9 protein-coding genes are annotated in these 13,330 nt (G+C 54.6%); 4 read left to right on the top strand and 5 right to left on the bottom strand.

The features are described 5' to 3' along the window. Window positions 1–62: 62 nt before the first annotated feature. Window positions 63–1,304, bottom strand: coding sequence for an AmpG family muropeptide MFS transporter (locus WHS46_05495; protein MEJ5348123.1), 1,242 nt, complete (start codon window positions 1,302–1,304; stop codon window positions 63–65). Between the two features lie 43 nt (window positions 1,305–1,347). Between WHS46_05495 and WHS46_05490 the strand changes: the two genes are divergently transcribed. Continuing rightward, complete coding sequence (locus WHS46_05490; GenBank protein ID MEJ5348122.1) at window positions 1,348–2,400, top strand: KamA family radical SAM protein; 1,053 nt, start codon at window positions 1,348–1,350, stop codon at window positions 2,398–2,400. A gap of 68 nt (window positions 2,401–2,468) precedes the next feature. On the opposite strand, the gene WHS46_05485 is transcribed toward WHS46_05490, so the two are convergent. Continuing rightward, entirely contained in the window at window positions 2,469–4,817 is a 2,349-nt protein-coding gene (locus WHS46_05485) for a cysteine synthase (protein MEJ5348121.1), read from the bottom strand. 246 nt (window positions 4,818–5,063) lie between these two features. On the opposite strand from WHS46_05485, the gene WHS46_05480 reads away from it, so the two are divergent. Further along, on the top strand, window positions 5,064–6,014 hold the full coding sequence (locus WHS46_05480) for a 2-dehydropantoate 2-reductase (protein ID MEJ5348120.1): 951 nt from the start codon (window positions 5,064–5,066) through the stop codon (window positions 6,012–6,014). 6 nt (window positions 6,015–6,020) lie between these two features. Here WHS46_05480 and WHS46_05475 read toward each other — a convergent pair whose 3' ends face one another. From WHS46_05475 to WHS46_05465, 3 genes are read right to left on the bottom strand one after another with little or no spacing between them, the layout of a single operon-like run. Further along, entirely contained in the window at window positions 6,021–7,862 is a 1,842-nt protein-coding gene (locus WHS46_05475) for a menaquinone biosynthesis decarboxylase (GenBank protein MEJ5348119.1), read from the bottom strand. Continuing rightward, entirely contained in the window at window positions 7,859–8,596 is a 738-nt protein-coding gene (gene ubiE, locus WHS46_05470) for a bifunctional demethylmenaquinone methyltransferase/2-methoxy-6-polyprenyl-1,4-benzoquinol methylase UbiE (GenBank protein ID MEJ5348118.1), read from the bottom strand. Before ubiE ends, WHS46_05475 begins: the two co-directional genes overlap by 4 nt. Before the next feature lie 45 nt (window positions 8,597–8,641). Then, the gene (locus WHS46_05465) at window positions 8,642–9,496 is read right to left on the bottom strand and encodes a UbiA-like polyprenyltransferase (GenBank protein MEJ5348117.1); all 855 of its coding nucleotides are present in this window, start codon (window positions 9,494–9,496) and stop codon (window positions 8,642–8,644) included. Between the two features lie 136 nt (window positions 9,497–9,632). On the opposite strand from WHS46_05465, the gene rlmD reads away from it, so the two are divergent. Together rlmD and WHS46_05455 are read left to right on the top strand one after the other, a co-directional pair. Further along, a complete protein-coding gene (rlmD, locus tag WHS46_05460; protein ID MEJ5348116.1) occupies window positions 9,633–11,051 on the top strand; it encodes a 23S rRNA (uracil(1939)-C(5))-methyltransferase RlmD in 1,419 nt (472 codons plus the stop codon). Continuing rightward, complete coding sequence (locus WHS46_05455; GenBank protein ID MEJ5348115.1) at window positions 11,048–13,318, top strand: PBP1A family penicillin-binding protein; 2,271 nt, start codon at window positions 11,048–11,050, stop codon at window positions 13,316–13,318. The genes rlmD and WHS46_05455 overlap by 4 nt, the downstream gene beginning before the upstream one ends. The last annotated feature ends 12 nt before the right edge of the window (window positions 13,319–13,330 follow it).

Raw genomic sequence — 13,330 nt, 5'->3', positions numbered from 1 at the left:
TCTTCCCGGCGGGTAAAAACCTTGGTGGGTTTGTTTGGTTGTATGGCGGAGCGGAGCATGGATCAGAGGGCGGGGTGGCGGCGCCAAGGGGCGAATCGAGGAAGGAGCACAATACCGGGAAGGGCGCCCAGGACGCTCACTGTGTAAAACCAAGGCCAACCCAGGGCGGCGACCAGGAATCCGGTTGGCATGCCGGCCAAGACTCTGGAAACCGCCATCAGGCTGGAAAGCAAAGCATATTGAGTGGCGGCGTAGCGTCTATCACACAAGCTCATCAGGAACGCCAAGAACGCCGCGGTTCCCAACCCTCCACACAGGTTCTCCAAAGCGACCGCTCCGACCATGAACCCATAATGGCTTCCTACCACAGCCAGCCCTGTAAAAGCCAAATTGGAAAAGGCCTGAAGGAATGTGGCCACCCAAAGGGATCGTGAGATTCCCAGGCGATGCACCAGGGCGCCCCCGATCAAAGTGCCCACAATGGTGCTCACCAGACCAAAGGCCTTGTTGACGGTACCTACATCGGTTCGGGTAAATCCCAGATCCAGCAGAAAAGGCGTAGTCAAAGCACCCGCCAGGGCATCACTGAGCTTAAAGACCATGATAAAAGCCAGCATGGCCATGGCGCCGGGTCGAGCAAAATAGTTCTGCAAGGGAGCCCATAAAGTTTCCTTGATTGTCTGATGAACGGCATTGGCGGCTTTGGTGTCTTCCCCAGGTTCCGGACACACCAAGGTCCATAGGACACATCCTCCCATGATCAGGCCCATCGTGACATACACGGTCTGCCAAGGAAAATGATCGGAAAGGATCAGAGCCATGGCTCCTGAAGTGAGCATGGCCAATCGATATCCCACGACGCTCATGGCCGCACCGGCCCCCTTGTCCGTGTCCGGAAGCACTTCTGTGCGGTAAGCGTCTATGACGATATCCTGACTTGCACTCCAGAAGGCGATAAGCAAAGCCAAAGCGGCCATGATCTGAAGATCTCGTGCCGGTGTGAGGGATCCCAGAATCAGAAGACTTGCACAGAGAAGAATCTGAGTGGTAAGGATCCAACCCCGACGTCTGCCAAGCCACGGGGCAGGAAAGCGGTCCATGAGAGGAGCCCAGGCCACCTTGAGGGTGTAAGGGAGTCCTACCAGGGAGAAAAGGCCGATCAGGCGAATGTCCACCTTTTCGGACATCATCCAGGCCTGAAGCGTGCTTCCCGTAAGGGCCAAAGGCAACCCGGAAGAAAATCCGAGACCCAGCATGCCCAGAACATGACGTCGGCCGTAGACACGTAACCAGGAAGGAAACACTTTTCCTCCACACACGGAATCAAAGCACCGAAGCGAGTCAGCCGTGATCTCTCTCGAGCAGTTTGCAAACCACTGGAAAATCCCTCTAGACCCCTTGAAGGCCGTGCATCAGGTTTACCCTTTCGTTCTCAGCCGACATTTTGCAAACCTTATCACCGCTCCTGAGGACCCTGTATGGCGACAAGTGGTGCCGGATCCAAGAGAACTGGATATCAGCGACCCTTTTGGTCTGACGGATCCTTTGGGAGAAGAAAGCCGATCCCCTGTTCCCAATCTGGTGCATCGCTATCCCGACCGAGTGCTTTGGATCGTCAGCGATCTGTGTGCGGTGCATTGCCGTTTTTGCACACGAAAAAGACGCTGGACTCACCCGGTACCTCTCACCGACGATCTTGTTCACGAGGCTTTGGACTATATACGAAAAACCCCCGCCATTCATGACGTCCTTCTTTCCGGCGGAGATCCTCTCATGCTGCCTGTGGATTTTCTGGAAAGCCTGGTCGCCAGGGTGCGGGAAATTCCTCATGTTCGCCTCATTCGCCTTGGCACCCGGGTCCCTTTTGCCGATCCAGCACGCATCACACCCGCCTTGGTGCGGTGTCTGGCGGCCTATGCTCCCTTGTACATAAACATTCACGTCAATCATCCATCGGAAATTTCCAAGGAAAGCCGTGAAGCCTGTGGTCTTTTAGCCGATGCCGGCATTCCCCTGGGTAGTCAAACCGTGCTTCTCAAAGGCATTAACGACCATGCCGCCGTTTTGGGTACGCTTTTCACGGAGCTTTTGACGCTAAGAGTTCGTCCCTACTACCTTCTGCAGATGGACCTTATGCAAGGCACGGCCCATTTTCGCACACCCCTTTCGGCGGGAATGGAACTCCTGGCGACCTTGCGTCATCGCATCTCAGGTCTGGCTCTTCCCCATTTTGTCGTGGATCTTCCCGGAGGTTTAGGAAAAGTGCCCATGACGGCTTCGGCGGTGGTCCACATGGATTCCAAATGTGTGGTGCTTGAAAATTTTGCCGGGTCTTCGTCAGCCTATCCTTTGGAGCCTTGCGAGGCGGAGCGGTTGCGTCGTGTGTTAGGACTGAGCTGAGCCCCAAGCCTTGAACCAGCTCTCGCTCGTACGGTGAAGCACGAACACCTTGTCGGGCTCGGCTCGGGTCAGGAGACGCGTTCCCACAGGGTGCCGTGAGCGGCGTCTCGAACCACGATGCCCAAGCGGCGCAGTTCTTCTCGAAGGGCGTCGGCTCGAGCCCAATCCTTTGCAGCGCGGGCGGCTTCCCTTTGTTCCATGAGGGCCTTTTCTTCGGCGGACAAGGGCCGAAGATCCAAGGCAAAAAGACCCAAAATACGATCCACGTTTTGCACCGCCTTGAGGGCGGTTTCCTTGGCTCGTGGTGCCAGAGGTCCCTGTTCCAGTCGAAGATTCATGGTGCGCACGAAATCGAAAAGGGCCGCCAAAGCCTTGGGCGTGTTCATATCATCGGCCAGGGCGTCGAAAAAGCCGCGTTCCAAGGAAAACACTTCTTCTTCCACCCCGTTTACGGCACCCTCATGCACCGACGCATGGTGCAATCGATGGATGAATTCTCGAACGCGTTTGAGTCCCCGTGCGGCACTTCGAAGGCTTTGTCGGGATATTGTCATGGGCTTGCGGTAATGGGATGCAATGAGCCAGAAACGCACTTCGGCGGGAGTCATCCCTTCGGCATAAAGGTCTTCGAGGGTTAGGGACCTTGGGCATGCTTCGGGTTCTGTCGATTTCGTGGTTTCTCCTTCCGCGTTTTGAATCCTTTCGCACAGAAGCCATGTGTTGGCATAGGCCTTTCCGGTAAGGGCCCAGGCGATGGTCCTAAGGTTTTCCAAGTGAGGAAACAAAAAGTCCATGCCACTGACGTAAATGTCCAAAGGAAATCCGAAATGATCCATGACCATGGCGGCGGAGGCGATGTGCCATGTGGGCACCACGTTGCCCCATTCGGTCTTGAGGTAATGGCCGCGTTTCAGTTCGGCGAGGGTTGCACGCTTGAGCAAGGCGAAATCGCGAGGGTTCAATTTTTCGTAGGCACTCAGGTCCACGGAGGAGCCGGACCGAACCTTTTGGGGATCAACCCGTGAAAGTCGGCCGTAGTCGTCGACTTGGGCGACATTGAAATAAACGGAACGTAACTTTTCGTAAGCCACTCCTTTTTTTAGCAAGGATCGAACCAATTGGACGATTGCTTCCAGGTGCTCGCTGGTCTTGGTCAGGGCCACCTGAGAGGCCATACCCAGCTTTTGTAATTCCGAGGAAAAGACGGCGATGCGATCCTGAACATAGTCTTCAAGACTTGTGTTTTTTTCGATGGCGCACTGAATGGATCGGCTGTCCAGATCAGGAAGCAGGACAAAGGTTTCCGTGCGAAAACCTTTGGATTGCACGAATCGAGTGAGAATATCGGCCAGCATGAGTCTTCGAGCCGTTTCCAGGGAAAGGCAGGAATCCAGGGGAGGGCCCGTGACCGCGATGCGGATTTTGCCTTCCACGGCGGGTTTAAAGTCCACCTTACGGCGTTGAAGAAAATCAAAGAAGCGAAAATCAGGTTCCAACATGGTGGTGAAAAGGTTGGTACTGAGATAGCGGTCACCTCCATCGGGAAGGACCGCCACAATCACGCCGCTTTCTCTTTCCTTGGCGATTTCCACGGCCGCCGCCATGCAGGCTCCGGAACTCATGCCCACAAACAGCCCTTCTTCCCTGGCCAAACGCCGCGCCATTTCAAAAGCATCTTCGTCCTTTACATGAACAATGCGATCCAGCTTGTGTCTTTCAAAGATACCCGGCACGTAAGATTCTTTCATGTTCTTGAGCCCTTGAATTTTATGGCCCGGATAGGGCTCCACAGCCACAACTTCAATAGAAGGGTTTCGTTCCTTCATGGCTCGAAGGATACCCATGGCCGTGCCACTGGTTCCCAGGCTGGCCACCACCACGTTGACTTTCCCTTCGGTCTGCTCATAGATTTCCGGGCCTGTCCCCCGATAATGGGCTTCAGGATTAGCCGGGTTATTGAATTGATCCGCCAGAAAATACTTATCCGGCTGTTCCCGCACCATGCGATAGACTTCTTCAATAGCGCCATCGGTGCCAAGAGCGCCTGGAGTGAGCAGCAATTCGGCGCCTAGGGCCTTGAGGATCTTTTGCCGTTCGCTGCTGGCTGTTTCCGGCATGGCCAAGATGAGGCGGTAGCCTTTGACGGCGGCGACCACAGCCAGCCCGATACCCGTGTTGCCGCTGGTGGCTTCGATGATGGTTTTGTTCGGGGTTAATTCCCCGCTGCGTTCCGCGGCTTCGATCATGAACAGGGCCGTACGATCCTTGATGGATCCTCCGGGATTTTTGGATTCCAGCTTGGCGTAAATGGTGGTTCGAGGGTTCGGGTTAAGGCGGTTGATGCGAACCAACGGAGTGTTGCCGATCACTTGAAGCACATTGTCATAGACGTTTTTCATGACCATGAACTCTCCCATGCGCCTTCATATCCATGGCGCCGACGTCTTGAAATGTTCTAAGAAAACCCGGCCCGAACATCGGTAGATATAGTGAATGGTTTACATGGCTTTGTCAAAGCCAACAGCAAGGTTTGACGAGATTCAAGCAAGGCGCTATATAGACGGGGATTCGCCCGGAAAGGGGACTTCCGGCGTGGTCCAAAGGGGGCTTGGCTGGGGATTGAACATGGGCAGGTCGAGATCTGGAGTGACAAGGAGCGGTCAATGAAGATCGGGGTCTTGGGTACCGGAGGGGTTGGGGGCTATTTCGGAGGTTTTCTGGCGCGCGCCGGCGTGGATATCCACTTTGTGGCTCGAGGAAAGCATTTGGAAGCCTTGCAAGAAGAAGGCTTGGAAGTGGTGACCAACAACGAGAATTTTCGTGTACGTATTCACGCCACATCGGAGCCGGAAGAGATCGGCCCGGTGGATCTCCTGCTCTTTTGCGTCAAATCCCATGATACAGAAAAGGCGGCTCGTTTTGCAGCTCCCATGGTAGAAACGGACACCACCATCCTCACACTTCAAAACGGGATCGATAACGCCGAGAAACTGAGTGAGGTTTTCGGTGAAGAAAAAATACTGCCCGGAACCGTCTTTATTGAATCCACCATTGCGTCTCCCGGTGTCATTGCGCACACGGGAAAGCCCGGAAAAATTATCTTCGGGGAACTATCCGGGGAACGCACGGAGCGGGTTCAGAAAATTCTAGATGTCTTTCACCAGGCAGGCATTGATGCTGAAGTTTCCGACAACATTCAAAAAGTCCTGTGGGCCAAATTTCTTTTCATTTGCGGCGTCCATGGGGTGAGCACCCTGGGACGGGCGGCTTTGGGTCTCATTTTGGATTGCCCGGAAACCCGCGAAGTCCTGGAAGGGACCATGAAGGAAGTGTTGGAGCTTTCCAAGAAATGCGGCATCGGTTTACCGGACAATGCCGTGGAAGAAGCCATGGCACTGGCGTATTCCTACAACCGCAAGTTCAAGTGTTCCATGCTGCGCGATCTAGAATGGCATCGCAAAACGGAAGTGGAAGCCCTTAACGGCATGGTGGTCCGCCTCGGCAGGGAACACGGCGTTCCTGTGCCTTACAATAGCATCATCTATGCCGTCATGCATTTGGAAAACAAAAAGATAGAAAACCCTGTCTGGGCCAACCAGCTTTTGGAACGTTAGGTTTTTTCAGCTTTCCAGAAAGGCGCTGATGCCCAGTTCTCGAGCTCGCTCCCTGACGCGTTCGACCACGTTCGGGTCCATGACGATATCGTCGGGCCAGGGCCTTGTATGACCATCTTCAGGGCCTTTCTTGGTGGCGTCGATGACGAGCCGGGACCCCTTACGGACCATATCCCGATGAGGATCGACATTGTTGAAAAGTTTCCAGAGCACGAGAGAGCCGTCCTGTAAAACGATGTCCTGATCATAAATGACAAAGACGCTGAAGGGCTGCAGGGCTTCGGCATCCAACAAAGCCGGTGCCAGGGAACGAGCGGAGACTGAACCGTCTTTGATCATGTTGACCAAAAGAACGGGATTAGCCACGTCCAGTTTCAGGCGTCGACACCGGCTGAATTTTTCACTGATTCGGTGAAGATCCTGCAGAATGTGCGTATCTTCAGGCCAGGAAGCAGGGCGGGGCCTTTGAGGTCTTTGCGGTTCCATGGCCAGGCGGGCGGTGGCGTCCAGTCCTACCTTACCTCCAAAGAGCGGTTCAGGAGCGCTGTGGTCCAGCACATCCAGGACCCCTTCCGTGATGTAAAGATCCCGTTCCAAGTCCACGGTATTCAGCACGGTTTCCAGGACCTTTTCAGGACGGTTGAGGTCCACCTGGGCATCGACCATCACCAAAGCCTTGCAGAAACTCATTTGCCCCTGCCCCCATAGAGCGCTCATGACTTTGCGGGCATGGCCTGGATATTCTTTTTCCAAAGCCACCACCGTTATGTTGTGAAAAACACCTTCCCAAGGAAGCCAGTAGTCCTTGATTTCCGGAAGCACTGCCTGAAGCAATGGAAGAAAAAGCCGTTCCGTGGCTTTGGCCAAATAACAGTCTTCCATGGGAGGACGACCTACGATGGTTGCCGGGTAAATGGGGTTTTTTCGATGGGTGATGGCCGTCACATGAAACACTGGATAAAAATCTGTCAGGGAATAGTAACCCGTATGATCTCCAAAGGGGCCTTCCAGGCGAAGTTCTTCGGGATCCACGTAACCTTCCAGGATAAATTCCGCTTCGGCGGGCACATCCAAAGGCACGGTCACAGCCCGCGTCATGGGTACGGGAGCCCGACGAATAAAACCGGAAAGGATCATTTCATCCACACCGCGAGGCAACGGGGCTGTGGCGGCATAGGTGGTGGCCGGGTCGGTTCCCACGGCCACAGCGACAGGCATGGGCTTTCGGGCGGTTCGATATTCCTGAAAGTAATGGGATCCATCCTTGTGGATATGCCAATGCATGCCTGTTGTTTTGGCGTCATAGACCTGAAGGCGGTACATGCCCGCATTGCGTTTACCTGTTCTCAGGCTGCGTGTGATGACTACGGGCAGAGTGACGAAGGGACCACCGTCTTTGGGCCAGCATTTGAGCACGGGAAGCTGGTTCAGGTTCACGTCGGATCCTCGTCGAACCACTTCCTGACATGGGGCGTGACGCACCTTTCGAGGCACAAACCGCAACAGATCCAGACCTAAAGGTACCAGACGAAGGGCTTGGGCCAGGGACTTGGGGGGTTCGATTTCTATGAATCGACGCACGCGAACCGCCAGTTCATCCAGATGACGCACCCCTAAGGCCATGCAGATACGCTTTTCGCTTCCAAAGGCATTGGTCAGCACAGGGAAAGGCGATTCCACGACATTTTCAAATAAAAGCGCTTTACTGCCTTTGGGACTCTTGCACATGATATCCGTGATTTGGGTGATCTCCAGTTCCCGGGACACAGGCGCCTGAATCCGAAGCAGTTCCCCTTCCTTTTCCAAAGCCCGGACGAAATCTCGAAGATTCTTATAGGCGGTTTTCATGGTTCATCCTTTGAGCATCGGCCGATCCAGTAATAGGTGATCCCTGCGGTGAGAAGCCGTATGCAGCGTGTTTCAAAGCCTTCCGACGCCCCGAGATCGCTCATGGCTTCCGGACTGATAAAGGCTCCTACGGATGCCGGAAGATACTGGTAAGCTTCACGGTCCCGTGACACCCAGCCTCCAAGGCGTGGAAGGATGTTTTCAAAGTAAAACCTGTAAGCGTTTCTCAGGACGGGCTGACGAGGCAGGGTGAATTCCAAAATGAGCACATGAGCCCCGGGACGAAGCACACGTCGAAATTCTCGAAAGGCCTGAGAAATATCCGGCAGATTTCGAATCCCGTAGGCGATCATGAGGGCATCAAAACAATGGTCGGGAAACGGCATGTTAAGGGCATCCGCCGCCACGAGGCTGTATCGGGACGCGGAAATGGAGGAGGCGCGGCGTTTTTCGGCGGCCCTGCGAAGCATGTTTCGAGCCACATCAAGACCTACAAGGTGAACATGGGGTCGGCCTCGAAGCATGGCGAAAGCCAGATCACCCGTTCCCGTAGCCACATCCAGCACCCTATGAGCCTGCGGTGTCAAACGCCACAGGGCTTGCACCGCTTGACGTCGCCACCACAGGTCCAAACCCATGGAAAGAAAGTGATTCAAGAAATCATAGGTCGCCGCAATCCGATCAAACATGGATCCCATGCGGTGCGGACTTTTTTCCAAAGACACATTCGACACGGAAAAGCTCCTCAAGAACACGTCAGAACGTCGGCACTGCGGTCTCTACATCAAAGTGACATCCAGCCATACGGCGGCAAGCAAGAGGATGGACACCACACTGTTCACATGGAAAAACGCTATGGGAATTCGATCGAGCCGATGAGGGCGTACAAGCCGGTGTTCCAAAAAAAGGAGTCCCACAATGGCACAAAGAAAGAGATAAAAGATGCGACCTCTTTGAAAAGCGAGACCGAAGCCGAAAAGACAAACCACGGTTATTCCGTGCAGGGCTGCGGCAAGGCGCAAAGCCTGAGGAATACCCCATCGAGAAGGCAAACTGTACAGGCCCATGGTCCGGTCAAAATCCACGTCCTGACAAGCATAGAGAATATCAAAACCGGCGATGTAGGTCATGAGAGCGGCTGAAAGCAGAAGAATGCGCGGGTTCAGGGATCCGGTGACAGCGATCCAGGCTCCGATGGGAGCCAACCCGATGGCGGCTCCTAAGTACAGATGCGAAGCTGCCGTGAAGCGCTTGGTGTACGAATACCCAAAGAGCACAGCCAGGCAGGGGACGGAAAGTTTTAGGCAGAGAGGTCCAAGCATTGCGGCGCTGAAAATGAAAAGTAGGGATGATCCCGCAATAAAGAAAACCATGGCTCGCGTGGAAATTTCTCCAGTCACCGAAGGGCGATCGGCTGTTCTCGGGTTGAGGCGATCAAAGCGCGCGTCCACCAAGCGGTTGAATCCCATGGCCGCCGAACGGGCTCCAACCATAGCCAAGAGAATCCAGACAAGAGAAGCCAAGGTGAGCGGTTTTTCCTGGTGAGCGAGTGTGACGGCGGCCAGAGCAAAGGGCAGAGCGAACACGGTGTGGCTGAACTTGATGAGTCTTCCATAGGTTTGAAGGGATCGCATGGGCGCCGGCTCCGTCACCTTTTAGAAGCATGCAAAGATTTCGGAACAAAGGCTCTGGTGTTCCGAGGGCGTATCTATTAGCATAGAACACTTATTTTGCACCAGACCTTTGACGACGGGAAAGGAACGGGAAGTGATGGAGTCTCTTCGCAAGGGCGTTGAACTGGAGCTCCTTGTGGACAAGCTTGTGTTCGGAGGGAAAGCCATCAGCCGTCTGGACGGCTTTGTGGTTTTTATGGAGCGGGCACTGCCCGGGCAAAAGGTCCGCGTGCGGATCACCAAAAAGAAAGCCAATTACGCCGAAGGCTATGTGCTTGAAGTGCTGCAGCCCTCTCCACATCAGGTGCAACCTGTGTGTGCTCATTTCGGTGTGTGCGGCGGCTGCCTGTGGCAGGATTTGGATTATGCACAGCAACTGGCCTGGAAACACCGCCATGTGTGTGAGTCTCTGGCTTCACTTTCAAGAACGCAGGATTTTCCCATCGTTGAGGTGACACCGTCTCCGGCCCTGTATGAGTACCGCAACAAGATGGAATTCACCTTTTCGGCGTATCGATGGCTGTCCTCGAACGAAATGGCGTGCAATGAAGTTTTCTACGACCGCGGTTTCGCTTTGGGGTTGCATGTGCGAGGCCGTTACGACCGAGTGTTTGATGTTCACGACTGCCGTCTGGAATCCTCGGAAGCCATGACGGTGGTGGAGATTGTGCGGCGTGCGGCCAAGGAAAGCGGCCTGCCGCCCTACCATATTCGGACGCATCAAGGGGTTTGGCGCTTTGTGGTGGTGCGGGAAGGCAAGAAGACAGGGCAACGCCTTGTGCATCTCATTACGGCGGAGGGTTCCGAGGTGGAGCGCGCCGTGGAGCGCATGGCTCGAGTGTTGGAATCTCAAGGGCCCTCTGTGACCACCTTTGTGCATTCCGTGAACCGAACGCGAGCCCAGGTGGCTCAGGGTGAGGAGCCTCGAGTGCTTTGGGGATCGGGAGCCATTGAAGAGCATGTGGGCTCCCTTCGATTTCATATTTCCGCCCAGTCCTTTTTTCAGACAAACACGCTGGGAGCGGAGCGGCTCTATGCGGCGATTGTCGAAAGCGCTGAGCTGACGGGGACGGAAACGGTGTGGGACCTGTATTGTGGCACGGGAAGCATTGCCTTGACCGTAGCGGGCCAAGCACGTCGGGTCACGGGGTTTGAGTTGGTGCCAGAGGCCGTCTCGGACGCTTACCGAAACGCCGCGCTGAACGGCGTGGAGAACTGCCGGTTTTTTGTCGGGGATCTTAAAGACGTGCTTCGGCACTCGTCTCTTGATGCTTTTGGTGGAAAACCTGATGTGATCATCACCGATCCCCCACGTTCCGGCATGCATCCCAAGGTGGTCAAAGCCCTTCTTGAACTAAGACCTCGGCGCATTGTGGCCGTGTCCTGCAACCCATCGACTTTGGCTCGGGATCTGACCGCACTATCGGAAGGGTACAAGGTTCACTTTGTGCGTCCTTTTGATCTTTTTCCCCATACACCGCACATTGAATGTGTCGTACGGTTGGATCTCAAATGACCTTCAAGTTTTCTTTAAAAAAGCAAAAATCTTGGAGTCGCCGTCTGTTGGGAATCTTCGCGGCCTTGGGGATTCTTTGCGGTGCGGGAATCTTTGCCGGCTATGTTTATCTGGCACACGCCATTGAAAAACGTTTTGCCGGACGTTTGTGGAGTGTTCCGGCTGTGGTCTTGAGTGATTCCATCATGATCTACCCCGGCATGCCGGTGGGTTTAGCCCGGTTCGAAGATGTTTTGGCCGCTCGAGGATACCGATTGACGGCGGCACCAAAGCCTGGACCCGGCGAATATTCGCGCACAAAGGATGAAATTCGCGTCTTTTTTCGGGAGTTTTCTTATCCGGGCACCGAGCTCAAATCCCGAGAAGTGGTCCTTCGATTTCAGGGGGACCGTGTAGCGGGTCTTGAGGAATCGGGCACGAGTCGCCCTTACGTGGAAGTGGAGCCTGTGGTGCTCGCTCGTCTTTTCGGTGAAAATCGAGAAAGCCGACTGCTGATACGACTCAAAGAGGTGCCGGATCATTTGATCAAGGCCGTGGTCGCCATTGAAGACCGCAGGTTTTTCGAACACAGAGGGATCGACTGGTGGGGCATCGCTCGTGCTTTATGGGCGGATATTATGGCTCGCCGCATTGTTCAGGGAGGTTCCACCATCACCCAGCAACTGGTGAAAAATTACTTTCTGGAACCGGAAAGGACGCTCAAAAGAAAGTTGCTGGAAGCCGCTATGGCCTTGGTGCTGGAAGCTCGGTATTCCAAAGAAAATATTTTGGAAATGTACCTCAACGAAATCTACCTGGGACAATGGCGTTCCATGGCCATTCACGGTATCGGAGAAGCCGCCCAAGTTTATTTCGGGCGCAATGTGGAAGACTTAAGCCTTGGGGAGTCGGCGGTGCTGGCCGGCATGATTCAGGCTCCCAATCGGTATTCGCCTTACAGGAATCTTGAGTTGTGCCGCGAGAGGCGCAACGTGGTGTTGCAGCGCATGCGGGAGCTTGGGTTCATCACGGCGGAAGACTACGAGAAGGCTTTATCGGAACCTCTACGAACAGCGCCACGCCCGGTTTTTAGTACAGCCGCCCCCTATTACATCGACCTTGTCAAGGCCCAAATGGAAGCTCTTTATTCCAAGGAGACCCTGGCTTCGGAAGGTCTTGCCGTCTACACCGCCTATCATCCGGAAATAGCCTGGGAAGCGGAAAAGGCTGTTCGAGAAGGCATGGCCGAGCTGGAAGCGCGTCATCCTCGGCTGCGTGCGGAAGATCCCACAGAAGTGTTGCAAGCCGCTTTGGTGGTGGTGCATCCCAAGACCGGAGCGCTGACCGCTCTTGTGGGTGGCAGGGATTATGCCGTCAGTACTTTTAATCGAGCCCTTCAGGCGCATCGACAACCAGGTTCCGCCTTTAAACCCTTTGTTTACCTCAGCGCCCTGGATCAGTGGACTCCCATCAGCCGTATCGAAGACGCACCCAAAGTCTACAAGGTGGGGGACACGGTATGGACACCGAGAAACTATGACGGACGATATCGTGGCTTGGTGACGATACAGGAAGCCCTCACGTATTCTTTGAACGCCGCTACCGTGAACTTGGCATCTCAGATCGGTTTCGAGCAGGTGGTGAAGACGGCAAGAAGGTTGGGGTTTCGATCCAGGCTCGATCCTTATCCGTCTTTGGCCCTGGGGGCCTTTGAAGTGACACCGCTGGAGCTGGCAGGAGCCTATACCGCATTGGCCAACGAAGGGCAAAGACCGGAACTTGTGACGATCCGCAAGGTGGTCACGCCCAAGGGAACCGTTTTGGAACGACGTCATATGGAAATGACCACCGTCACAAGTGCTTCAAAAGCTTATCTTATCACACAGATGCTTCAGAATGTGGTGGAAGAGGGCACGGCCCGAGGATTGGCTTCCCTGGGGATTACTTTTCCATGTGCAGGAAAGACCGGGACCACAAGCGATTACAGGGATTCATGGTTTGTGGGCTATACCAGTGATCTGCTGGCTTTGGTGTGGGTGGGTTTTGATGACAATCGATCCACGGGGCTGAGCGGGGCGACGGGAGCTCTGCGTCTCTGGGCTCGTTTCATGAAGAATATTCGCCCCTGGATCGCTCCACAACCTTTTGCCGTGCCTCCCGGCGTCGTGGAGCGTTTGGTGTGCATCGAATCGGGTGAACCGGCCACCGAAGGGTGTCCGAACACAAGATCGGTTTTTTTTCTGGAAGAACGGGTTCCAGTGAGTGTGTGTCCTCTTCATGGCCGTTGACGAAAAGAAGCT

This window comes from Desulfosoma sp. (genome assembly GCA_037481875.1).
Classification (GTDB): Bacteria; Desulfobacterota; Syntrophobacteria; order Syntrophobacterales; family DSM-9756; genus Desulfosoma.
The sequence above is the reverse complement of the archived record's forward strand: the minus strand, read 5'-3'. Positions and strand labels throughout refer to the sequence as shown.

Bases quoted from the DNA above. Each gene is read 5' to 3' on its own strand.
- WHS46_05455 (MEJ5348115.1), top strand. From the start codon at position 11,048: ATGACCTTCAAGTTTTCTTTAAAAAAGCAAAAATCTTGGAGTCGCCGT.
- WHS46_05475 (MEJ5348119.1), bottom strand. From the start codon at position 7,862: ATGAAAACCGCCTATAAGAATCTTCGAGATTTCGTCCGGGCTTTGGAA.
- WHS46_05465 (MEJ5348117.1), bottom strand. From the start codon at position 9,496: ATGCGATCCCTTCAAACCTATGGAAGACTCATCAAGTTCAGCCACACC.
- rlmD (MEJ5348116.1), top strand. From the start codon at position 9,633: ATGGAGTCTCTTCGCAAGGGCGTTGAACTGGAGCTCCTTGTGGACAAG.
- WHS46_05480 (MEJ5348120.1), top strand. From the start codon at position 5,064: ATGAAGATCGGGGTCTTGGGTACCGGAGGGGTTGGGGGCTATTTCGGA.
- WHS46_05485 (MEJ5348121.1), bottom strand. From the start codon at position 4,817: ATGGGAGAGTTCATGGTCATGAAAAACGTCTATGACAATGTGCTTCAA.